This window comes from Auritidibacter sp. NML120636 (assembly GCF_003185945.1).
GTDB lineage: Bacteria > Actinomycetota > Actinomycetes > Actinomycetales > Micrococcaceae > Auritidibacter > Auritidibacter ignavus.
The window spans coordinates 32241-54553 of sequence record NZ_QHLO01000008.1; the positions used below are offsets into that span (position 1 = coordinate 32241).

19 protein-coding genes are annotated in these 22313 nt (G+C 57.4%); 6 read left to right on the forward strand and 13 right to left on the reverse strand.

What is annotated here, in order from left to right:
- Positions 1-24: 24 nt before the first annotated feature.
- Positions 25-1047 (forward strand): class II fructose-bisphosphate aldolase, encoded by a 1023-nt coding sequence (gene fbaA / locus DCC25_RS07990; RefSeq protein WP_110101271.1) that lies wholly within the window; start codon positions 25-27, stop codon positions 1045-1047.
- A 10-nt stretch (positions 1048-1057) separates the two neighbouring features.
- Here the strand turns inward: fbaA and DCC25_RS07995 are convergent, their stop codons facing one another.
- Positions 1058-2899: an HNH endonuclease signature motif containing protein gene (locus tag DCC25_RS07995; protein ID WP_158524759.1), complete on the reverse strand. Its 1842-nt coding sequence runs from the start codon at positions 2897-2899 to the stop codon at positions 1058-1060.
- Between the two features lie 282 nt (positions 2900-3181).
- On the opposite strand from DCC25_RS07995, the gene DCC25_RS08000 reads away from it, so the two are divergent.
- Complete coding sequence (locus DCC25_RS08000) at positions 3182-3511, forward strand: hypothetical protein (RefSeq protein WP_110101273.1); 330 nt, start codon at positions 3182-3184, stop codon at positions 3509-3511.
- Between the two features lie 119 nt (positions 3512-3630).
- Here the strand turns inward: DCC25_RS08000 and DCC25_RS08005 are convergent, their stop codons facing one another.
- The 3 genes from DCC25_RS08005 to DCC25_RS08015 are packed head-to-tail and all read right to left on the reverse strand — an operon-like array spanning position 3631 to position 6292.
- A complete protein-coding gene (locus DCC25_RS08005; protein WP_110101274.1) occupies positions 3631-4551 on the reverse strand; it encodes a MetQ/NlpA family ABC transporter substrate-binding protein in 921 nt (306 codons plus the stop codon).
- 50 nt (positions 4552-4601) lie between these two features.
- Positions 4602-5285: a methionine ABC transporter permease gene (locus tag DCC25_RS08010; protein WP_110099095.1), complete on the reverse strand. Its 684-nt coding sequence runs from the start codon at positions 5283-5285 to the stop codon at positions 4602-4604.
- Entirely contained in the window at positions 5285-6292 is a 1008-nt protein-coding gene (locus DCC25_RS08015; RefSeq protein WP_110101275.1) for a methionine ABC transporter ATP-binding protein, read from the reverse strand. The genes DCC25_RS08010 and DCC25_RS08015 overlap by 1 nt, the downstream gene beginning before the upstream one ends.
- Positions 6293-6525: 233 nt before the next feature.
- Here DCC25_RS08015 and DCC25_RS08020 point away from each other — a divergent pair, with 233 nt between their 5' ends.
- Complete coding sequence (locus DCC25_RS08020; RefSeq protein WP_370443920.1) at positions 6526-6948, forward strand: DUF3151 domain-containing protein; 423 nt, start codon at positions 6526-6528, stop codon at positions 6946-6948.
- Positions 6949-7023: 75 nt separating this feature from the next.
- On the opposite strand, the gene DCC25_RS08025 is transcribed toward DCC25_RS08020, so the two are convergent.
- Complete coding sequence (locus DCC25_RS08025) at positions 7024-8790, reverse strand: choline/carnitine O-acyltransferase (RefSeq protein WP_110101276.1); 1767 nt, start codon at positions 8788-8790, stop codon at positions 7024-7026.
- Positions 8791-9068: 278 nt separating this feature from the next.
- On the opposite strand from DCC25_RS08025, the gene DCC25_RS08030 reads away from it, so the two are divergent.
- Positions 9069-9986 carry a C40 family peptidase gene (locus DCC25_RS08030; protein WP_110101277.1) on the forward strand — a complete coding sequence of 306 codons (918 nt, stop codon included), beginning with the start codon at positions 9069-9071 and terminating at the stop codon, positions 9984-9986.
- Positions 9987-10023: 37 nt separating this feature from the next.
- Here the strand turns inward: DCC25_RS08030 and DCC25_RS08035 are convergent, their stop codons facing one another.
- The 7 genes from DCC25_RS08035 to DCC25_RS08075 all read right to left on the reverse strand — a co-directional run bounded on the left by DCC25_RS08035 (position 10024) and on the right by DCC25_RS08075 (position 17082).
- The gene (locus tag DCC25_RS08035; RefSeq protein WP_199445901.1) at positions 10024-10221 is read right to left on the reverse strand and encodes a hypothetical protein; all 198 of its coding nucleotides are present in this window, start codon (positions 10219-10221) and stop codon (positions 10024-10026) included.
- Between the two features lie 1616 nt (positions 10222-11837).
- Positions 11838-12449 (reverse strand): response regulator transcription factor, encoded by a 612-nt coding sequence (locus DCC25_RS08045; protein ID WP_110101279.1) that lies wholly within the window; start codon positions 12447-12449, stop codon positions 11838-11840.
- Positions 12446-13189: a bifunctional 2-polyprenyl-6-hydroxyphenol methylase/3-demethylubiquinol 3-O-methyltransferase UbiG gene (locus DCC25_RS08050; RefSeq protein WP_110101280.1), complete on the reverse strand. Its 744-nt coding sequence runs from the start codon at positions 13187-13189 to the stop codon at positions 12446-12448. Before DCC25_RS08050 ends, DCC25_RS08045 begins: the two co-directional genes overlap by 4 nt.
- A complete protein-coding gene (locus tag DCC25_RS08055; RefSeq protein WP_110101281.1) occupies positions 13186-13737 on the reverse strand; it encodes a hypothetical protein in 552 nt (183 codons plus the stop codon). Before DCC25_RS08055 ends, DCC25_RS08050 begins: the two co-directional genes overlap by 4 nt.
- 787 nt (positions 13738-14524) lie before the next feature.
- Entirely contained in the window at positions 14525-14998 is a 474-nt protein-coding gene (locus DCC25_RS11345) for an HTTM domain-containing protein (RefSeq protein ID WP_158278390.1), read from the reverse strand.
- 488 nt (positions 14999-15486) lie between these two features.
- Entirely contained in the window at positions 15487-16194 is a 708-nt protein-coding gene (locus DCC25_RS08070; protein ID WP_110101284.1) for an ABC transporter permease, read from the reverse strand.
- A 9-nt stretch (positions 16195-16203) separates the two neighbouring features.
- Positions 16204-17082, reverse strand: a complete 879-nt coding sequence (locus tag DCC25_RS08075) for an ABC transporter ATP-binding protein (RefSeq protein ID WP_110101285.1) — start codon at positions 17080-17082, stop codon at positions 16204-16206.
- A gap of 2344 nt (positions 17083-19426) precedes the next feature.
- Here DCC25_RS08075 and DCC25_RS08085 point away from each other — a divergent pair.
- Both DCC25_RS08085 and DCC25_RS08090 read left to right on the forward strand, forming a co-directional pair.
- Positions 19427-20182 carry a sensor histidine kinase gene (locus DCC25_RS08085; protein ID WP_166769900.1) on the forward strand — a complete coding sequence of 252 codons (756 nt, stop codon included), beginning with the start codon at positions 19427-19429 and terminating at the stop codon, positions 20180-20182.
- Between the two features lie 14 nt (positions 20183-20196).
- A complete protein-coding gene (locus tag DCC25_RS08090; RefSeq protein ID WP_110101288.1) occupies positions 20197-20799 on the forward strand; it encodes a DNA-binding response regulator in 603 nt (200 codons plus the stop codon).
- Between the two features lie 1046 nt (positions 20800-21845).
- Here DCC25_RS08090 and DCC25_RS08095 read toward each other — a convergent pair.
- Positions 21846-22106 (reverse strand): hypothetical protein, encoded by a 261-nt coding sequence (locus DCC25_RS08095; protein ID WP_110101289.1) that lies wholly within the window; start codon positions 22104-22106, stop codon positions 21846-21848.
- Between the last annotated feature and the right edge of the window lie 207 nt (positions 22107-22313).

Genomic DNA, 22313 nt, shown 5'->3' on the forward strand with positions numbered 1-22313 from the left:
AACCAGATCGATGAAGGAGCTTATATGCCTGTCGCATCCCCCGATAAGTACGCTGAGATGATTGACGCCGCGAAAAAGGGTGGCTATGCCTATCCCGCGGTGAACGTCACCAGTTCACAGACTCTCAACGCTGCTATCCGCGGTTTCGCTGAGGCAGAGTCTGACGGGATCATCCAGGTTTCGACCGGTGGTGCCGAGTATTTCTCTGGTCAGTCGGTGAAATCCATGGTCGTGGGGGCGAAGGCCTTCGCCGCCTTCGCCAAGGTAGTTGCTGATTCCTACGGTGTCACCATCGCTCTGCACACCGATCACTGCCCGCAGGACAAACTCGAGGGCTTCGTTAACCCGCTCCTGGACGCCTCCGCCGAAGAAGTCAAGGCCGGTCGTGATCCGATCTTCAACTCTCACATGTGGGATGGTTCGGCAGAGCCTCTGGAAAACAACCTGCGCATTGCCGAACAGCTCCTGGAGCGAACTCAGGCCAACCACCAGATTCTCGAAGTGGAGATCGGTGTTGTCGGTGGTGAAGAAGACGGAGTGGCGAACGAGATCAATGACAAGCTCTACACTTCGGTCGAAGACGGCATGAAGACCGTTGAGGCTTTGGGAACCGGCGAGAAGGGTCGCTACATTACCGCGCTGACCTTCGGTAACGTTCACGGGGTGTACAAGCCGGGCAATGTCAAGCTCCGTCCCGAGCTGTTGGACGAAATCCAGCGTGAGGTGGGAGCCAAGGTCGGCGTGGAGCGCCCCTTCGACCTGGTCTTCCACGGTGGTTCGGGCTCGACAGATCAAGAAATTGCTGACGCTGTGTCCTATGGTGTGATCAAGATGAACATCGATACCGACACCCAGTACGCCTTCACGCGTCCGGTGGCTGCCCACATGTTTGAGAACTACGATGGGGTGCTCAAAGTTGATGGCGAAGTCGGCAACAAGAAAATGTACGACCCGCGTACCTGGGGCAAGAAAGCCGAAGCCTCTATGAGCGAGCGGATCGTTCAGGCCTGCCAGGCGCTGGGATCGGCTGGCCACGCGCTGACATAAGCTGCGACCCTTAGTGATGCCAATATGCGTTACGCCGAGGGGTTGGATCTGGGCTCACCCAGGGTTCTGGGACAAACCAGACCCCCTTGGCGTCGATGCGTTGAATGCGCCATTTGCCTAAGTGCACATCGGTGTGGTGGCCCTGGCAGAGCAAGACCGCATTGCCCATATTGGTGTCGCCACCGTTTTCCCATTCGGTGATGTGGTGGATCTGGCAATAGGCAGCGGGCATAGTACACCCCGGTGTGGCACAACCACGATCTCGAGCCACCAATGCACGGTATTGCGCGGTGGAGAACATTCGTTTTTCTCGGCCAAGATTGAGCACTTCACTGTCACTGCCAAACACCAGCGGGATCAATCCTGCGTCACAGGCGGCTGATCGTAATTTGCTGGGATGAATGGTTCCAGAGAATTGACCTTCAGATCTGAATCGGTGGCCCGGAGAATCATCATCGACTGGATCGCCTTCTCGGTGGTGACTGAAGAACTTCACGAGTGATTGTCTCTTCAAATCGTCATCGAGTTGGTGTCGTCGCGACAATTGTTCGCTCAGGGTCTCGTAGTCCATCGAGATGATCATCTTGGTGGACTGACCGCGCGTTGCTGGCAACCCGTTCTTGGCGTTCCCGGCGCCAATGCCGGCAATCAGTACACCGAACAGCGCGTTCACTGCACGGTGTGCGCGATGACGGGGATCGTAGAGGTTCTCCCCGTCAAAGGAGTGCTGGTTTCCCGCTGCATCGATACTGGCCAGTGCATCGGGGGAAATCTCGGGAAAGTTTGCTTTCAATGCCTGAATAACCGGGTTCTTCGGCTCGGTCGCCGAGCTCTCATCATCTGAGTTGTGGCTGTCAGTGACACCGGTTGTCTCAGAACCACGACGTAGCACGGCATAGTTGTTTGCTGCGGCCTCAATGGTTCGCAACAGCTCGGCATTGAGGCCGAAGACGGTCCCGCCGAAGTCCAGACCACCATCCTGTCGCGAGGCGACCCAGAACTGTTCTTGAGCTGGTTGTGGTTCAAGGCCATCTTCGGGTGCGGGGCCGTCGGCATCAATGTAGTAGCACAGTTTGGGCAACCACTCACGGCACGTTTGATGGAAGTCGCCGACGCTCATGGTTTCTGCGTGACGGGTCAGCACTGGCATCATTTCTTGAAGAATCGCGTCCACCCGTGCCGGATCCGCGGATGTTCTACGGGCATAGCGTTTGAGATCTTCGGTGAGCTTGATCAGGCGGTCGGCGTTAGCGGTCCGCATGTGACCGCGCTGGAAGCTACGCGCAAAGTCTGGGAACTCAAGTTCAGGGGCGGGGCCACCTGAAATCGGTGGTGGGGGCGGAACCGTATAGTGGGCCCGCATCGTTCGCTGGGCGATATCTCTGCGACCCAGTCCGTGGTATTCCTCGAGGTACTTTTTTTCATTTTTCGGTCCTCGAATTGTGCGGGGAACTCCCAGAACTGCTTGTTGTTCTGCGGTCGTGGTCAAGGCCCGGGTGGTGAGCCCCATCAGCGTCGTCTGGAGGCCGTCAAGACCGGTGCTGAGTTCTTCGGCTGCATGGGTGAGACCGGGCAAGCTGTCGTGATAGTTATCCGGTGCGGTGAGTTCGACCTGCTCGGAATCACGATCAGAGGCCAGCGTGGAGTTCCAGTCGGTAGCCGAGGCGTCTTCGCGCCACCTGGCGAGGTCATCGAAGGCACTCTCTGAGCCCATGCGCGACCCTAATGCTTGGAGTACCCGGCACGCGGCGTGGAGCATCTCGCCCGGCGATGCCTCTCGCAGGGCTTCTTCGTCGAGGAGGCCCGGGACAGCCTGCATGTCGCGACTGCGCGGATCCGCCGTCACTGACATGCTCTTCACCACCTCAATGCGTTCGATAAACCATCTGATTGTTCGAGTTATACTCCCATAATATCGTACAGCTGTTCCCATAACAAGGGTGTGCGCGAAGGGTGTGGATGGCTGCAAACCGCTTAATCATGCGGGAGTTGCGGTTGACGTCAAGTGTGCGTTTCGAACAGTGGACAACCGGCACTCGAACGGCTTAATCGAACATGTGCGACGTCTGAACAGTCACCGGCAACAACTCTGCGGAGGTATTCCAGCCCACGGTGGTCGTTTAGAGTATGTGCCATGAGCTATGCCGTGATTGTGATCTACGTACCGACCGAGAACGCCGAAGCAGTCCGTGACGCGCTCGCTGAGGCGGTGGGCCCGATCGGTGAGTATTACGGAGCATCGTTCACCTCTCAGGGCACCGGGCGGTTCACTCCGTTGCCGGGGGCTGCACCGGCCATTGGAGAGGTAGCGCGTGCCGAGGAAGTGGCTGAAGACCGGATCGAGATGATGGCCCCGATCGATAAAGCGCGGGCAGCGGTGCAAGCCGCACTCGCGGTGCACCCGTACGAGCAACCGGCCTATCACATCATCCCGGTCTCGACCCTGGAGGATTTTCGTGAGTAATGGGTGCCCGGGCACCGGGGCGCCCAGGGCGTTAAAAAAGCCTGCCACCGATGGCACAACTGTGGTGGTTGGCTGCGGTGGCAGGCGTTAGTCAAACCCTTAGTCAGACTCGGTGAGAGTTACTCAGCGTCTTCTTCCTCGGCGTTTTCCTCGTCTGAGGCGTCCTCGGAGGACTCGGAGCTGTCGCCTTCGGCGGGGATGATTTCACCGTTGGGCCATTCTTCCGTGATGAAGTCGGCAACTTCCTGGGAGTGCAACAGCTCCTCCAGGGTGGCAATGGCGTCGTTATCGTCGCCGGCACGCCAGACGAGCATGTTGCCCCACGGGCTGTCCTCGGCGGATTCCACGACCAGGGCGTCATCGACGCTCAGTCCGGCCTCCAGGAAGTAGTTGCCGTTGATGATGGCCAGGTCGATGGAGTCATCATCGACGACCTGAGCCAAGAACTCCGGCTGGGATTCTTCGAACTCCAGGCCCTTGGGGTTCTGTTCGTCGGTCAGATCCAGCGCGCCCTGGTCGTCACCGATGTCTTCCAGCAGACCTTCGGCTTCCAGCAGCTGCAGTGCGCGGGGCTGGTTGGCCGGGTCGTTGGTGATACCGATGGTGGCGCCATCGGGCAGATCGTCAATGGAGTCGTGCTTCTCGGAGAAGCCAGCGTAGGGCTCCAGGTGGATCGGATCGCCGTGATCGAAATCGTATCCCAGGTCCTCTTCCTGCTGTTCCAGGAAGGGCAGGTGCTGGTAGTAGTTAGCGTCGTCGCCGCCTTCGTCCAGCACACGGTTCGGGGTCTGGTAGTCATCGTATTCGTTGATTTCCAGGTCGATACCGGCATCTTCGGCCAGATTCTCATCGACGTACTCCAGGATCCGAGCATGCGGAACCGGGTTGGCACCAACGGTGATGGTGGTGACGTCTCCGTCGCCACCATTGTCGCCACCGCCTTCTTCACCGCAACCGGTCAGCACCAGGGCGGTGATGGTGGCGGTAGCCCCGAGGGCCAGTCCGTGGCGGATGCGACGGCGTGAGGTGAATGAGGTCATCAGAGAGTTCTCCTTCCAAGGTGGGTGTGTGGTTCGTTGGGGAGGAAAGCTTAACGGTGGTCGACGTACTTGACGATCTGATCGCCGATGAACTGGATGATCTGGACCAGCACCACGATCAGGATCACGGTCACCAGCATCACGGCGGTGTCGAAGCGCTGGTAGCCGTAGTTATAGGCGAGTCGGCCCAGACCGCCACCGCCGACCAGCCCGGCCATGGCGGAGTAGCCGATCAGCACCACGATCGTATTGGTGGAAGCGGCCACCAGTCCGGGGAGGGCTTCGGGCAGATAGATCTTGGACACGATCTGGGCCTTCGATAGGCCCATGACCTGGGCGGCGTCCACGGTGCCGGCGGGGACTTCACGCAGTGCGGTTTCGACCAGGCGGGCGAAGAACGGTGCGGTGGCGATGGTCAGGGACACCGTGGCGGCGATGGGGCCGATGGCAGTGCCGACCAAGAACTGGGTGAAGGGGATCAGCGCGACGATCAAGATCGCGTAGGGGATCGAGCGGGTGATGTTGACGATGATCGAGGAGATGATCACGTACAGCCAACGTACCGGTGCAAGTCCGCCCGGGCGGGTGATGTGCATGATCAGGCCGACGATCAGCCCGAGGATGATGGTCGCGATCGAGGAGATCACCACCATTTGGATGGTCTCCCACAGGGCTTCGGGCACGGCATTGGTGATGGCGCGGTTTTCGAGCACGTTCTCGGTGAACCAATCCATTACAGATCACCTGCCTTCAGGGCGCGAGCTTGGAATCCGGCGGCGCGCAGGACTTGTAAGGCTGGTTCGGCAGCGGGTGGCTGGTCCCCGCCGGTTACGGACAGTAGCTGGTGGGCGAACCGAGTGGGTCCGAGGTATTCGATGGTGCCGGTGGAGACGATGGCCTTCACCGGCAGGGCCTCTTCCAGCACGGTGGTAGGGGCGGGTAGGTGTTCGCCGGAGCCCAGCACCTCGATCAGCGTGGCTTGGGGGTCGCGGTGGGCTTCATCGAGTTCGTCCAGTGGCAACAACGCGGCGGAGAGCTGACCGTTCAGGTGGGCGGCGACTTCTTCCAGCGGACCGGATTCGACGATGCGACCTGCGTCCAGCAGAGAGACGGCGTCGCACAGGGTTTTGACCACGTGCATTTCGTGGGTAATCACCACCACGGTGAGGTTGAGTCGGTGGGCCACCGAGCGGATCAGCTCCAGGATCTCTTTGGTGGTGGCCGGGTCGAGGGCGGAGGTGGGTTCATCGCACAGTAGCACGTCCGGGTCGGCAGCCAAGGCGCGGGCGATGCCGACGCGTTGACGCTGTCCGCCCGACAGCTGGGCAGGGTAGGCCTCGTGGAAGCCGTCGAGGCCGACGAGATTGACCAGTTCGGCGGCACGCCGTTTGCGTTCGGAGTTGGAGACCGAGGAGATCTCCAACGGCAGGGCCACGTTGTCGACGACGGTGCGCGAGGACAGCAGGTTGGCGTTCTGAAACACCACGCCGATCCGACGGCGGGCCTGACGCAGTTGTTTGGCCGAGGAGTTGCTCAGCACCGTGTCGTTGACCGCGACGGTGCCTTCGGTGGGGTGATCCAACAGGGTCAGGCAACGCACCAGGGTGGATTTCCCCGCCCCGGAACGACCAATAATGCCGTGGATCGAGCCGGTGGGAACCTGAAGGTTCACGTCATCTAACGCCCGAACCTCACGGGCGTTTTGTCGGTAGACCTTGGTCAGGCCTTCAACAGTGATCATGCAGGGGTATCTCCTGATCCTGATGCGCAGAGCCGGTGGGCTCAGTGCATCGTGCGCGTGCTGACATTGCTGACAATGAGGTACCTCAAGAATAGGGGACACTGACTCGCAGCGCGGTATCGGTGTGAACGTGATTTCACCGGGAATGTCACATGGTGTCATCTTCGGAACTTCGCCAGGCTGGGTACAGTGGAAGCAGAATCTATGCGCTGAGGTGGCGAAAGGAGCCTGTTGTGGCCTCGATGATCGGTAAGAACTTGATGGAACCCGAGCCCACTCTGTTGGCGGCGGAACCGGAGGTGGACCAACGGCTGCAGGCCGGTGACCTGCCGGAGGATCTGGTGCCGGTGGCCCCGCGGTCCTCGCTGGTGTGGGCGTTATTGGCCGAGGACGCCTGGCAGGAGGGGCGGACCGTGGACTCGTACGCTTATGCGCGGGTGGGATACCACCGGGGACTGGACGCGCTACGGGCGGCCGGATGGCGCGGGCAGGGCCCGGTCCCGTACTCGCATGAACCCAATCGCGGATTTTTGCGCGCACTGTACGCTCTGGGCCGAGCCGCTGCCGCGATCGGGGAATCCGATGAGGTGGAGCGGATCACGACACTGTTGCATGACTGTGACCCCAGCGCGGTGGAGCAGATCGAGGCTCGCTAGCGTTACGGGTTGTCCTGCTGTGGGCGGGGTAGTGAGTCGATAAACTCCCAAAATAGCTCGCCGGCGCGGGCGAGGTTAGCCAGGAAGGTCTCGGGGCCTTGGGAGTTTTTGTCGTGCCAGCTGACGCAGAATTCTCCGTGGGCGGGTTTGGGCGTGTAGCTGATGCCGAAGCCTTCGGAGATCGTGGGGGGCGAAGGCATACCGGATGATCTGCTCGGGGCCACCAACCGAGGTGGTGGACAAAAAGTCCCGGCGGACCGACCGGATGGCCGGGTCGGTGAAGAACGGGTCGGAGGCCATCAGCGTGTTATCGGCGATCGCGGTGGCTTCCAATAGTTGCAGGTGTCGGTCCATCCCGGATCCGGCCTTGCATTTCTTGACCCAGATCCGGTGGGGGTTCAGCGCATCGATCAGCAGATTTTCGGTAGCCTTCCCTTGAGCCAGCGCGGTGGCAAAGCGCACGGCTTCCGGGGTGGCAGCCCGGAGGCATTCGGTGCGACCGGCGCGAAATTCGCGTATGTCCACGGCCTCGTAGACCGCCCGGATATGCTGGAAGGTCAAGTACTGGGCGGTCGACATCATCAGCTGGGCGCAGGCGTCTCGGCTGAGCTTGAGCGGATAGTTATCCACGGGTAAGAGCCGGTCCACCTCGACCATCGCCACCTGATAGTGGCGAGCGCGCTCGCGGTAGTGCTCCACCTCAGGCGTGAAGCGCTCCAGTAGCTCATCGGTGAACTCCCAGGTCAACGGTTCACTGGCTAGCTCGGGCTGGTGTGGATCCATGGTGGTGGGCTGGGGGTCGAGAGCCTGGATCCGTTGGAGTGCGGTGACCAGGGTGGCCCCGTCCACTCCGGTGTGTTCGACCTCCATGCACAACCAGTCGTGGTGGAGCCCGACCTGGTAGCTGATGGGCTTATAGACCCAGGCTGCCCCGGGGCGGAAGGCAAAGTTGCGCAACTCAGCGGCCCGGGGCAGGTCTGCCTCGGTGATGTCGACGGTGAAGAGCGTGTTTTTCAACCGCTGATAGGTCTGTTCATTCTCTCCTACAGCCCGCAGTTCTGGCAGGTGCTCGGCCAAGAACTCAGAGCCCAGTGCGGAGATCGCGGCGAAGTTTGGTTGCTGGGCTTGTTGGGCTTGCTGGGCGGTGTGTGCCTCGTCCAGAATCTGGTCGAGGGCGACCCGCAGTTGCGTGGGGGTGGCCAGGGTGCCGGTCTGATCGGTCACGGTGACCGCGTGTAGCTGGCCGCGGTGGAACACGCCAATCTCGCGCTCGCGGGCATCGAGGGTGCACGGCTCGATCACGTCTTCATCGACCTGCGGGGTGCGGATCCCGCCGTTGAAGGTAAACCACTGGTTCATCGTGATGCGGTTGCCACGGGCATCGATCTCTTCGGGCATCTCGCCACGGGCCTGGATGAGGTGGAACCGGAGCAGGCGGTGTACGAGGTCTGCGACTCGAGCAGATCCGGTCTTCTCGGAGGGGATTTCGATCTGGAAAGCCACATTGGAGGCCAGCATCAGTGGCTCGCGGACCGCGAGATAACTGGAGTACCAATAATCCGACATCCAGTTGGTGCCGGTGGCCTCGGCCCGGGAGGCTAGCTGTTCCAGCTGAGATTGCAGGATGGGGCCATTGCGAGTGCGGAAGGAATCGATGATCTTTTCGGCGTGAGCAAATTCCTCCCCGGCCAACAGGGTACGTAGCGCGTGGCGGAGCGTGTCCAAGGTGTCATCAAGATGTGGGAGAGGTAGTGGCTTGAGGTCGACGGTGGCCGGGTGCGGGGTGAGGGTCACAGCGGTATGGGCTTTCTCTTCGACAGGATGGGTTACCTCTATTGTCACCTGTCGGTGAGGTTGCTGTCAGGAGCCCTACCATCCGGTAGATAAAGTCACGAAAGAATAACAGGATATTCTCAGGTTTTCCCGGGATCGGCACGAGCATGCGGATTAAAGGGTATGACTTCGGGGTGAATCCTCAGTTAATTCAGACGGTCGGTTGCGAACAGATAACGATTGTGTCACGGTGGATAACAGTCAGATAACAACGCGCTGTTCGGGCGCGGTCCATTGATGTTCTCATCACGAGTAGAGATCACGAGATAGAGAAGGAATCCTGATTGATGACTTATTTAACTCGTCGCGAGCGTATTGACGCTGAGCGGGCCTTGAAGCAGGCTGCCACCCGCCGTCGTCGGAAGAATGTGACCAGCGGGCTGGTCGGTGTTGCTGCGGTGGCTGGTGCTACCTTCACCGGAATGAATTCGGCCACCGCTGCCCTGGAAGATGTGCCGGCCGACGCGGAGGGCTCCTCGACGGCGGCTCAGGTGGGCCCGAATAGCACCTCCGATAGCGCCAACACCGCTTCTGCTGAAACATCTGCTGATACCTACACCGTGGAAGCCGGGGATACGCTCTCACAGATCGCCGGCGAGTTAGGCGTGAGCCTCAATGAGTTACTGGAGGCCAATAGTATTTCGGCCTCTACCACCATTTACCCCGGCCAAGAACTGACCGTTCCGGGCGCAACGGAGTCCACCGGGGAACAGGCGCAGACTGCCTCTAATACTGCCTCCAATGCTGAGACAGCAACCAGTGAGGCGTCGGCCGATGAACCCCTGGACGTTCAAACCGTCTCGGCAACCAGCTCGGCCAGTGGCTGGCAGGGCCAGGCCGTGAACGCGGCCATCGACATCGTCAATTCCGGTGCTGTGTACAGCTTTGGCGCTAATGGTCCCTCGGCCTACGACTGCTCGGCCTTCGTCAAGGCCGCTTACGCCAGTGCGGGCAAGGACTTGCCACGTACCTCATCCGCCCAGTACTCGGCAGCCAACCAGCATGTCTCCCTGGACAACCTGCAAGCCGGTGACCTGGTGTTCTGGTCCAATAATGGCTCCGCCTCGGGCATTTACCACGTGGCCATGTACATCGGTGATGGCCAGATTGCTCAGGCCCGTAACCCCAGCGCGGGTATTACCATTGACAACCTGTCGACCTACCAGCAGTACAACCCGCCGATCCAGACCGCTGCTCGGTTCTAAGACCACCGAGCTCTCGGTGCTCAGCCCAGCTGGAGTGTTACAGCTGGGGTAGGTCGTCGAGTAGATGTCGGGTGTAGGAATGTGACGGGTTGTCAAGGACGTCATTGACCGGCCCGTGGTCGACAATTTCGCCCTGGTTCAACACTGCCACTTGCATGGCGATGTGTCGGGCCAGGGCGATGTTGTGTGTGACGAAGAGTAGGGCCAGCCCGCGCTGGTGGCGCAATTGGTTCACGCCCTGGGCGGTTTTCAGATGAGTCTCGACGACTAGATGACTAGATACGGGGTAGGTTACATTGTGAATACAGGCCCTATCGAACCAAAGGATCGGGTGCACTATGAGCGATGAGCTCATTGCACTAAGAAGAATATTAAACATGATCGCGTAACGAGTCGGCACGAACAACACGCACGAAAACGGTGTCTCGATCCTCTGGCTCCGTGCAATGCAAAGGCTTTCCGGCCACTGTGGGTTCGAGGCACTACTGCCTCGGCGTCGCCACCGAGGAATCAAAGGAGAAGAATCAGTGACCAGAGAGCGACGAGTTGCCGTGATCGGTGCAAGTGGGCAGATTGGAAGTCTCGTCGCGCGTGCACTTCCCAACGTGGTATTCGAGTCGTTGCCATCTCGCGCCTACGAAGCGATGCCCTCTCCACTGGCGAGCTTTCCCATTGTTAGATCTCATCGTATGAAACCGCCGAGCTCAAGCGAGGAGTGTCCAGGTTTGGTCCGTTCCATGGTGTCATCGACCGAAAGCCGCCCGATTCCGCCGGCTTTCCTCGACAATCTCTATGTGTACGGTCGCGCCACCTTACCGATAACGGAGTCGCACCCGATGGGACCCTGCAGTGGGAAGGGAACCGCCAGGTTGGAAGGGACGAAGATTCTTGATCAGGCGCGTCTGGACGGTCACGACGTGGTCGTGTGCCGGGCGGCAGATTTTCTCGATCCGGGTGCAGAGACCACGGTTATGCCGTGGAGCTCTCTCGAGAAGGTCGTCAGAGGAAGAAAGTGCTCATTCATGTGGTTCGGCAAGCCGGACAACAGGCATTCGTTCGTGTTGCCTCGCGGTGTTGCCCAGGGGGTAGCTGAAACATGCCTCAGGCCAGATCTCCGGTCCATGCCGACGCTTCACATGCCAGCGATCACCGCGTTTTCCGCCAATGACCTATCCAGAGAACTATCCTCTGCGGTAGGTCGCACGTTCAAACCAGCTACTGTGGGGAAAACTTGTTCTCACGGTCGCTGGTAGCTTCAGCGACGCTGCGCGCGAACAGCGGGAGATGATGTACCAGTTCGACAATGACTATGTCCTCGACGACTCTAAGCTTCGTAGCCGAATGCCTGATTTCCCCTGAAGAACCGTGGAAAACGTGGTATCGATGCTTGCGGCTAAGGCTTGAGCCTACTGGGTTCCCTGTGCAATGCTCTCGAGACTCGAGGGCTGTCGGGTGACCAGCATGACAGCCTTGCCCGGGTCATCGGTGAGGAAAACGTCGTAAGTCATCGCCCAGTTTGTCGCGCGTTTTGATCAAGACGTGGCGGAATGGTTGGTCATGGATGCTGGTGGTTCGGCAACTGTGGTCATTCCGAACCATTCCACGTCACCGTCAGCGTCAAAGTTCAGTGTTCAAAGCGTAGCGCCCCCGTCGAGGCCAAATCGGTCAACCCGCAAGAGGTGTGGTTGCGAGAGGTGGCTATCGGGACCTGACTTGTTGATGCACGTCAACGCGAACCTCCTACCCTGCGACAGCAAGTATCCGCGTATCGGTCCAACCGTTGGGACCCTTGACGCCACAGACGAATCATCTGGTTTAAAGGCGGTTGAGCTTTTTGGGAAGCTTTAGGGCTTACAGGGAAGAGGGGCCGGGGAGGGCCAATGGTAGTATTCCAAGATTGTGTCCCAAGGTGACTGCATGAGTACGGCTTCTTGCTTGTAGCCGACTACGAAGGTTCTTCACATGAGTATGGACCGTGGCTGTACTTACTGAAAGCGTCTGCGCGATCTGGTCGTCTCGTTTGCCCAAAGAGATCTGGTGGAGTACTTCCTTCTCGCGTGCCGTGAGAGGGTTCTCTAATATATGATGGCTCAACTTCCGGGCGACTTGGTGCCGCGAGACGTATTCCCCGGGTAATGATACCGAGACGGCCGCGCTGATAATCTCGGCGGTGTCTAACGGGGTTCCTACTACCACTACTCGGACGGAGCCCAGCGCTATGACCTCATGGGGGTCGGGGGTGGCCAGGAGGATGGTGAGAGCGTCAACATCGCTGTACCATCTGAGCTCGTGTATCACCTGTTGAAGCGAAGGCTCTCCGATGAGAAGTATATTCGGACCCTCAGGAAGCTTGGCCACACCGACGACCCTGTTATGGCCAATATTAAAGTCTTTCAACAAGCTCTCAACGTTGCTCACGCTTCTGGCTTCGCCAGTACCACAAATGGTGGAGAGAGTAATCATCGTTCTTCTCCTTGGCAAGTCTTTTGGTAAACCGATACCAGGTTCTTGCTCTGGGTGACGTATGGATTCTTGGCTAGGTCCTCATATCGTTCGAGAAGTTCGAAGCCAACGCTGGAAGCGAGAATGTCAAGCTCGCGAGGTGCTAACCAGTGGCTCGTCTCGGTGTAAAACGATTGGTTCTCGGGCCCCGTGACTGTGCGGATCAGAGTTACTTTTTCGGCAACGTGATCGACGAAGGCAGTATCGGTGAGCAGGTGCTGCTCAGTTAGAGGCACCGAAAGGCTGAATGTCTCCGGCTGATCGAGATAAATCCGCGGGTCATATGTCTCTAGAATCAAGTAGCCGTTGTCCGCGGTGCAATTAGCTGCTTGAGAGAGAACTCGTTGTTGTTCTTTCCATCCGGGAACCATGAATAGAGTATTTGTCACTATCACGCAAAGGTCGAAAATTCCGTGGACTAGCTCATTTCTAAAGTCACCACAGGCTGTAGAAACGTCGTACCCCCGGGTCCTCCGTTGAAGGATCTCGAGCATGGTTGGTGATAGGTCCAAGGCTGTTATCGAGAAGCCGGCCTCAGCAAGAGGTAGGGTTAACCTCCCAGTCCCCGCCGCGAACTCCAGCACCGTCACTGGCATGCGGGGTAACGAACTAACGAAGTCGGAAATCAAGTTAACATCATTCTGGACGGAGTGGACGAGTTCATACGTTTCAATAGACTCATCGGGGTAGGGTGGCTTCATGGCATACCAGCCTCCAAATTATGAAAGTCGGAAACCAGAACTGGCTCAGGAGCGACGCGTGGTTCGTAAGATGTAGCGCGCATCAGCATAAATTGCGTTCGTACACTATCCTGAGGATGTTCATCTTTGTGAGTAACGGTATTCAACAATGTCAAATACGCTGTGCTCAGTTTGACGCGCTGGAAGTCTTGAGTGGATTCGTGGGTTCTCACCAATTCATCGGTCGCGTCAAAAAGGCCCTTCTCCAGGCGGCGATGTGGCGCCCAAATTAGGTGCGTAAACCTACGCTTTTGACTGTACGTTAGTTCCTGCCAATTTGTGACATCCCCGTTCGGAAGTTGACTGCGGTACACGAGCCTAATTTCGTGACAAGCTGGGTTAGGAGCAAAGAACCGCGAATCTGGGACCATCAGACCTGTCTTGTCGATTTTGGTGGCCGTTTTCCGACCGATATCAAATTGCGAAAGCACGGTGGCCGTGGCCCAGATGCCCAGCGTTCCAGCAAGTGTGTACGTGGTGAAGTGGTGGCAGATGCTTGTTGTATTCACTTAAGCGCCCTCCTTCGAGTGATTATGTGGCCAAAAGTACGTGGCCATTGCCCTCACGATTTTCAGTGAATAGCCGAAGCCATAACTTTGCACGGTGCGCGGCTTGATGGATGGTGATGTGTGGGCTGCGTTCAGGAATCGAACGCAGTACTTCCTGAAGTTCCATGCAACTGTCGCTGGCACGAAAAGCCATATAGGGCGGGTTATCAATAGAGTGCTGTTTTTTGAGCTCCCAGCTACGCTTGAGAAGCCCGGTCAATGTGAGTTCCAAGTTCGCAGGTCGGCAGGCACTTTTTATCTTCTTTGCTGAATTCCACTGCGTATTCGCGAGATATTTTGGCCACATTACTTGCCTAATGGCTCAACCTCTTAGAGAGGAAGCGCGTCACTTGGCTCGTCGTAAATGTCTCCGCAGAGTGCGAATCGCTTGCTCTTACCGAGGCGAGGGATGAGTCACTTCGGTGTTAGAGGAATCAACCAGCGCCAATCCACTGACACATTGTGTCATATGGGCTACGAAGTGCGCATCTAACACACCTCGGAAGGAGTGGTTCGAGAAGATCACAACGGTTTTGGTTCGGAGACGGTCGAGGAACCGTTCTGCGGCGCTCTAGTATCGCGGGACTGCTCGCGCTTTGAGAGTCGGTATTTTATCTCGATTGTAAAAATGGAAAAGACGTAGAATTTAGATCTCCCGTTGACTCGTAGACTTCCGAGTGGGCAAGAACCTGAGCTGAGTAGCTCTGAATGAAGAGGGGCGGCATAGTCGGTTCCCGTCAGGACGGGATTATTGTAAGAGGCGGTGCTTCCATGAAAAACGAATGGCCTTCGCGACGGAAATGATGGACGGGTAGGTCCCGCAGAAGGCCCAGAAAAACCTGTTCAGCCCCATGAACCGGGCGTTGGCTATGTGGAACGCGGCTCCGATGCCGAGCCCTATGGTGCGGAGGGTTTTTGGCATCAGCACTACTGCTGGAAACAGGACTTCGAATGCTGTGACAGTTCGGCTCATGGCGGCCGCCCTCCACTCTTTCGCGGTCAGGAAACGGTAAAACCTTTCATCGCCGTAGGTTTGTGTTCTAAAAATCCCTTTGAGGGCGCTTCCATCTCGCCACGACGGAGAGACGACTTTGGCGACCCCAGATGCAAAGTACGAAAGTAGGCTCTGGAACGCGACAAAGGAACTGAGAAGGGTAGCGTTGCATTCGTTTCGGGGCATCAGCTCCGCAAGGGCGCCTGATGAGAATACGATAAAGGACATCTGGTCGGATCCATCGGACCCGTACCAGCCTCGGTAACTTTTTGCCCACAGGAGTAGTGTCAGGGTGGTTATCGACAGGGTGCGGACTTTTGTCCGTTCCGGGGCAATGATCGTGCCGATAGCTGCCAGCGACCGAAGGAATACCAGATACTGGTATCCAGGATGTTCGAAGCATTTGTCCAACTGACGGCCAAGGCGGCCTTGGAACATCGGTAGTGAAGTGCGCCGTAGTCGCCAGGCGAGTAAGGAATCGGACTTGACGTCGGCCGGTCGGCTCAATTCTTCTAGCGATCCAACCAAGCTCCCTATCGCTGCTATCCGCGACCCTCGTGTTAGTGCTTGTCCTGGATTTGACTTGCATGACGAGGAAAACACAGGTCTCCTTCCGGTATCTTGGCTCCTACATGCTGTTATAGCGCCTGTTGCGTGTGCTTTGGAATCTATTAGAGGGAGTGTATTGTGCCTGGTGTGCCAAGCGAGAGCGCGCTTCAGCGCCTCGGTTCCCATTGAAAGAGGAACCGTGCCGCAAGGAATGCGAGGCCCACCCACGCTAGGGTTGGGATGAGTAGCATCGTCATTTCGCCGGTGGCCCCCTCGCTCCATGCCTGGACGATTAGTTCGGCAGCCGCTCCTCCTGGTAGAGAGAGCTTTAAGCCGGCCATCTCGTCTGTGCCGGTAGCTGCGACCCACGTGGCCACTCCAACCACACCCATGGTAATCGGTAGTACTGTGATTTGGGCACTGTCGGGAGAACTCGTTATGCCAGCTGTAGCGAGGGCAAGGCCGAAAAACATGGCGTGAGTCAGCAACAAGACAGCGACCACATGCACTGGACTGCTTGGACCGCTGTCCACCAGTGTTAAGACCATCAGAATCACCAGCGTCTGTGCCGCCGAGAGCACAATGAGTACCAACGAGAGGCCGAGAAGGATGGCGGGATCGCTGAGGGAGGTCGACCTCATGCGTTTGAGGAACAAATTCTGGCGTCTTGAAGCCAACGTAGTGGTAGTGCTGGCGTAGACCACGAAAGAAGGGATCACTGCCATGACCAGAGAAGCGATCACAGGGGTTCCGCCTATCGTGTCGCGGTTCCAATAAAGGAACACGGAAATGCCCAAAGGAATGACTGTTGCCATGAACAGGACCAAAGGGTCCCTGAGCATCTGGATGAACTCGGCTTTGGCGATAGGTAACATCTGGTCTCCTCAGTTGCTCAGTGTTCGGAAAGTATCGTCGAGGCTTGCTGGCTGGACCGATAAGTTGCTGATCCTTATGGCCTTCTCCTCTGACCATTGCAGAAGTTTGAACAGATCGCGCTGAGGGTCCTGAGTTTGTAGTTTCCAGCCACGATCCGTGGTATCTACGGGGACAGGAACTTCGCCACGATATTCGGGGGTGCTGAAACTGATCGTTGTGGGGAACGATCCTGCCAGCTGGTTGAATGTGCCTTCAAGCTCGAGTCGGCCTCGGTGCATCAATCCAATTCGATCGGCATGCTCCTGGGCTTCCTCGAGATAGTGGGTGGTCAGCACTAGCGTGGCGCCTTGGTCACGGAGCTCGCTAACTACCTGCCAGAGTTCGTCGCGTGCTTCTATGTCAAGGCCGGTGGTGGGCTCATCCAGGAAGACAAGCTCGGGGTCACCGTAAATTGCTGTTGCGAAGTCCAGGCGGCGTTTTTCTCCCCCAGAGAGTTGAGAAACCTGGACGGTGTCCTTATGGGAGAGCCCGACTCGTTGAAGGACGCGGTCTTTATCGTCTTGCCGGCCGCTCACGGCCCCAAAGAGTTCAACGGTCTCCCCGACCCTCAAAGACGGAGCGAATCCGCTCTCCTGCAACATAATCCCCATTCGGGGTCGAACCGATCTGCGATCACGGGGATCTTGGTCAAAGACTCGAATCGTACCGGAACTTGGACGCCTGTGCCCCTCGATGGTCTCCAGTGCCGATGTCTTCCCTGCGCCGTTTGTGCCTAGAAGAGCGTAGAGTTCGCCTTGCTGTACTTCGAACGAGAGCTCCTCAACCGCCGTGAACTTTCCATAGCTCACGGTGAGCTCTTGGACGTCAATGACCTTTCGTGTAACCATGTCTTCATCCCAGCAAAATTGGCGGAGTGGCCCCAGTGACGTACTGTCATGAGTTAGGGACGCTTTCCGAAAAAGAGGTTGTGTGCCGCGTTTGCGACACACACCCCGGAGCCTCTCGCCTCAAGTTACGGGCGGAATCTAACCGACGCATCACGTGAAACTGATCGCAAGACAAGCTGGCCTGGTCGGTTCACCGGTCGGAGCCTGACGCCGCGAGTGAGGATGGGCGGAGTGGCATCCAGGCTGATCTGTGGGCCACTATTGAAGGTTTGAGCATTGTGGTGAGTCGGTCATTGAGCGACCGGCCACTCAGGGTGCGGTCAGGGAGGTTCGGGCTGGTGGTGTGTTTGTTCAGCCCACGTTCCTGAAGCTGAGTGAACACATTCGCTTCGAGGGGCCGGCAGGACGGCGTTTTCGTGTCATCGTGATGCAATGTGGACGCCCGAGTCAGTCTGTGGCCCACGCGACGACTGTGCTCAGGAGGGCGAATCAACCTTGCCGGTTTTTTCACGAACGGTAAGGGAGATCGAGAACCGCCAGCGCAGCGGGTTGTCGTGGAGCCCTGAATACGTGTATCGCGCACGTGGTAGTTACTAGTCGACCCGGTCACGGCTACGAGGTTTTTCTTTCTAGGGTCGCGACCCCTTGAAGAAGATCTTCATACCGGTTACCCAGCCGGTCACGTCGTGATTAATGAACTGGTTGTTGTTATCGAAGGCGCGCCCGTTGAACTCGAGCAGCACTTGAGAGACTGTGGTAGCAAACTCTGCTAAGACATGCAGGTGTGCGTATTTGCGTATCGATCGGGCGATCTTTCATATCACGTTGATATGTGAGTCAGGTTCAGGGCCAGAAGAACTCCTCGTGTAACGTCGGCCCTCGGTTCGCAAGAGTGTTGCCGCTCAGAAAAACCATGCGGGTCCGCGACCGCCCCACTTACTGGCCCGAGCTGGAGCGATTGGGGTAGTAACGGCGAGGGCCGCGCCGCGCAATCGCCTCGAACCGTACTTCGCAACTACAAGAGCGAGGTGGCGTTCGGTTGTCTCCAGAGATATCCAGTAGTAACTGGCCCAGAAACATATCGGTGTATCGGCGCTACTAAAACACCACCTCCCCGTATGCTACGGGATCTACCGGGGCCTGCATCTCGGTGGCCAGAAAAATTCGACACTGCGTTCGGCCTGTGGCCCAAAAGCGATGAAGGACTTTCAACGGCCTGAAGCACGGGTTGCGTCCTGAGACTGGGTGATACCCGAGTTATCTCTTTGCCTGCCGATGTCGGCGACGGGGTCGTTGAGTAACAAGCTTCCGTACTCCTTGAACGCCCTTGCGTACTGGAACGCGTACGTCTTTCATGTCTTCGCCGTCGCCGACATCGACAACCCACGTCCCATAGCTCTCGGCGTCACACCGACGGGGCTGTCATCGGTGCAGGAGGAATCGAAGGTGCTTCGCGAGCATTTTAGCGTGGCCCTCCGCCACCTTGTAGAGTGAGTTGTGTGCCGTTAGGTTGAAGAGCACTCTCACGAGCCCTTATCAGTTCGTTGACTGAACCATAGGGTGCGACCTCGGCCGACACGGTAACTGGGTTGCTATCGGTAAACCCGAAGATAGCGGTAGTTGCTGTAGTCGCTGTGGTCGCGGGAGTTGCGAGAGTCGGCATCGCAGTAACGGCGTGCCCGACTTCGCCGATATTCAGTGTGTCCGCAAAATGTGTCAGGTCATTTCGCATGATCTAACCTCCTCTCAGGGATGTCCTACTTTACGTGCCCGGGTGTTGTCCGGACATTTCCAACACTAATCGGTTGCAAGGCTGAAAATATCCCCAGAAATGTGGATCTTTGAACCGTATTTCTAGAACAAGCCCAACTTCACTGGCTCGCTGGATAAAATAGAGTGAGTTACGACTCGCTCAAAGTCTTCCCGCCCGAGAGGGCAGTAGGTGCTGCCAGGAGGAGAATCCATGGCTGACAACAAAAGAAACAGGAACGAAACAGAAGAATCCATTGGAATCTCTGGGACGTGGCAGCGACATTCTCTAGAGCGTGTCCGGACCAATACGACCCAGGGACTGTTGCTAGGACTGGCTGTTTTTTGGGCTGCGGGGCTGCTTACCGCACTTGACCCCCTCTGGCACGTGCTGATTCTCTTGCCCAGCGCGACACTGTCGTTTTGCGTCGCACTACGGTGGGCGAAGCTCAGTCGAAACCTCTTGGTGTGGTCTTTGCTAGTCGGCGTTCTTACTGCCGGGGTAGCCAGCTGGTTGGCAGTAAGCCCCTTAGCCACGGGCGGATTGTTGATTGCAGGCGCTGCCTACCTCTCCACGCTACCGAGAATGCGAGTCGTGGCCACTGCCGGTCTCCTAGGTGTCGCGGTAGGGCTGGCGCTCCTCTCGACAGTGCATGAGCCGGATCAGGCGCCTATTTATGTGACGACTACTGTGGTTTTTGGCCTCTTCTGGGTGGCCGTCTTCTTCGGGTCTCGGTGGACAGTGCGGGTTGTGCGGGAGCTCGACAATGCCCACCGAGCCCAGACTCAATTGGCCCTTTATCGGCAGAAATTCCGTTTCGCGGCTGATTTACATGATATTCAGGGGCACACATTGCATGTAGTCAAGATGAAAACGGCCCTTGCTCAGCGACAGATGGACGACGCTCCTGACGCTGCCAAGCAGGAATTGGACGAGGTCCGTGGTCTTCTGACAGATACGATCTCGCAAGCCAAGTCACTTGCCTATGGAGAACGCCGTCTAACCCTGCAGGGCGAGTTGGAGAACGCGAAAAACCTCCTTGAGGCTACAGGTGCTACGGTCAATGTTCACCACGCTGATGCCGATCTCCCGCTCGAACGTGAAGAACCAGCAAGCTTGGTGCTCAGGGAGGCGACAACGAACATTTTGCGACACTCCGACGCTAGACAGGTGGAAATAACGGTCAACTCCAACATCGTGGGAATCAGCAATGACGGAGTCACTTCTGAAGCGTCAGAGCTGAGTGGGCTTGACGCCCTTAAGAAAAGAGTCTCAGCGTTTGGCGGTACGCTCATGGCGCACTGTGAAGAAAACCGGTTCATCACTGAACTTCGATTCCCCACACGTTAGAAAGGCATGGCAACATGATTCGTGTTGTGCTTGCAGACGACGAAAACCTCCTGCGCGCCGCAATGGCACAAATCTTGCCCTATGAAGGAGAAATAGAAGTTGTTGCAGAAGCCCAGACCGGGCATGAAGCCGTTGAGGCTACTGTGACTTATCGGCCCGATGTATTGGTTCTTGATCTTGAGATGCCTGAGATCGACGGCCTCGAGGTGCTAGAGACAATTCAGCAACAGCTACCACGTCAGCCAGTGCTCATGTTAACCCGGCACGCCAAACCTGGAGTGCTACGCAAGGCTCTTCGGCTGGGAGTTAAAGGGTTCGAGAGTAAATCTGCCGACCCTTCTCATATCGCTGACGTCATTGAGGCCGTTCATCAAGGAAAGCGCTGGATCGGCTCCGACGTCTCAGCATCGGCGGTAAGCGACGACTGCCCACTTACAGAACGTGAGAAAGATGTCTTACGCGTAACCCGAGAAGGATTCTCAGCGTCAGAAATCGCGGCTAAACTTTTTCTCTCTCAAGGCACCGTACGGAACTACCTTTCAAGTGCCATAGCCAAAACACATGCAACAAACCGGCACGAAGCAGCGCGATTCGCTCGCGATCTTGATTGGATATGAGCCCCTAGTCCCCATCGTGTTAGTTCCTCTCTTTGCGGGGCATCTGACAACCGACCGTGACGTTCCTACAATCAGACCCGGGGCCGTAGTCTCGGTACTCCACCCTGAGGTTCGTCCTGGCCTTCGGTACCAAAATCCTCGGTGACGTGGTGTCACTACAGCTGGGGGGGTCAGACGATGAACACTGGAAACATGTCTACTCTTCGAAATTTGCTCTATGTCCTGATGGCTGTATCCGTGTTGTTATGCGTGCCGGCCCTTCTCGTGCATCTGTCCGTAGACCCGCTACCAGGGTGGGTGGAAGCTATTGCCAGTTCACTAGGTGGGCTTGTGTGGTTCGCTCCGGTCGTTGTTTTTCTGTGTGGACTGGCACTAGGCTGGGCTCAGAGGGAGAGTCACCGAGACCAGCAACGATCACAGGCACCATCTCGTTTCCCTCAGGACTCGGATTAGAGAGGGTGCCGGCACCCTCTGCCAGTACCTCCGGAGAACTGTGCGTGTGAAGAAGCGATCGTTGTGCATTACGTTCGGGCTTGAATTGCACGTGTTAGCCTCCCTGGCGCTTTCGACCGGCGCCATCCGGTTCCGTATCACGCCGAGAGTCACCGGTGGGAATGTGATGTTACGCCCACCTGTGGCGACGCGTGGGCTCCCGTTCTCTCTATTCCTGCCTTGCTTCCTTTGGCCGTTGCCCAGCTGGTACCTGTACTGGATCTGGCAAATTGCTGTTGGTCCGCAGGTCAAAGACTCTTGGATTCTGGTCTATTCTCAAGAAATGAACCAAATGGGTTTCAGAACCGATATATTGCCGGCTTTCAAGAGCGACAACGTCAGTTTTTCGAGGAAAACCTGCCGAACGTGTCATGAGAATGGGAATCCTAGGCCCGTCAAGAAGCGCCTGTCCCATGACAGCAAAAACAGAGCGACGATTCACCCCGACCCTGCGCATGGTGCGCTATCCACCGATGGCGCCGTGCGCAGGAAAGTCCAACTCATACGTCTCGGGGGACCGGCAAGGGAATTTTACTCCGTGAACCGGACTTGTCTTAGAGGTCTTTCTTCGAGTCCTGTTTTTCCAGTGCTTTCTTCGCGTTCTTATGGACTACCGAGGCCAGGATGCCTACGCCTACCACCACGACTGTTAGCACAATAGCTGCACCGGATCCCTGCTCCGGAAGGACCTCAACAGCCGGGGCTATGGGATCCGGAAGGCTACTGGGATCCATCACGTTATTGAGGACAACAAACACCGCGACCACCAGGGCTATGATCATGACTACAAGCGAAACAAAGCGTACTGCTTGCATCGTCGAGCTCTCCTTCACTAGGGGTAATTGCACTCCCATCGTGGGCGGAATAGGCGAGTTGCTCTAGTGCCACTGTGTCATGACCTACTCGTGAAGTCCTGAGATTCTCTCTCAACGCCGAGCACAGTCTTATCTTGAGCCTCGAGTGAAGAGTCCCGCCATCAAGGGGATATCGTGTGGTGGGAACGCATTTGTCGCTACCAGGAG

What these genes read in the sequence shown, in the direction of transcription:
- fbaA (WP_110101271.1), top strand. Translation starts at nt 25, where the DNA reads ATGCCTGTCGCATCCCCCGATAAGTACGCTGAGATGATTGACGCCGCG.
- DCC25_RS07995 (WP_158524759.1), bottom strand. Translation starts at nt 2,899, where the DNA reads ATGTCAGTGACGGCGGATCCGCGCAGTCGCGACATGCAGGCTGTCCCG.
- DCC25_RS08000 (WP_110101273.1), top strand. Translation starts at nt 3,182, where the DNA reads ATGAGCTATGCCGTGATTGTGATCTACGTACCGACCGAGAACGCCGAA.
- DCC25_RS08005 (WP_110101274.1), bottom strand. Translation starts at nt 4,551, where the DNA reads ATGACCTCATTCACCTCACGCCGTCGCATCCGCCACGGACTGGCCCTC.
- DCC25_RS08010 (WP_110099095.1), bottom strand. Translation starts at nt 5,285, where the DNA reads ATGGATTGGTTCACCGAGAACGTGCTCGAAAACCGCGCCATCACCAAT.
- DCC25_RS08015 (WP_110101275.1), bottom strand. Translation starts at nt 6,292, where the DNA reads ATGATCACTGTTGAAGGCCTGACCAAGGTCTACCGACAAAACGCCCGT.
- DCC25_RS08030 (WP_110101277.1), top strand. Translation starts at nt 9,069, where the DNA reads ATGACTTATTTAACTCGTCGCGAGCGTATTGACGCTGAGCGGGCCTTG.
- DCC25_RS08045 (WP_110101279.1), bottom strand. Translation starts at nt 12,449, where the DNA reads ATGATTACTCTCTCCACCATTTGTGGTACTGGCGAAGCCAGAAGCGTG.
- DCC25_RS08050 (WP_110101280.1), bottom strand. Translation starts at nt 13,189, where the DNA reads ATGAAGCCACCCTACCCCGATGAGTCTATTGAAACGTATGAACTCGTC.
- DCC25_RS11345 (WP_158278390.1), bottom strand. Translation starts at nt 14,998, where the DNA reads ATGTCCTTTATCGTATTCTCATCAGGCGCCCTTGCGGAGCTGATGCCC.
- DCC25_RS08070 (WP_110101284.1), bottom strand. Translation starts at nt 16,194, where the DNA reads ATGTTACCTATCGCCAAAGCCGAGTTCATCCAGATGCTCAGGGACCCT.
- DCC25_RS08075 (WP_110101285.1), bottom strand. Translation starts at nt 17,082, where the DNA reads ATGGTTACACGAAAGGTCATTGACGTCCAAGAGCTCACCGTGAGCTAT.
- DCC25_RS08090 (WP_110101288.1), top strand. Translation starts at nt 20,197, where the DNA reads ATGATTCGTGTTGTGCTTGCAGACGACGAAAACCTCCTGCGCGCCGCA.
- DCC25_RS08095 (WP_110101289.1), bottom strand. Translation starts at nt 22,106, where the DNA reads ATGCAAGCAGTACGCTTTGTTTCGCTTGTAGTCATGATCATAGCCCTG.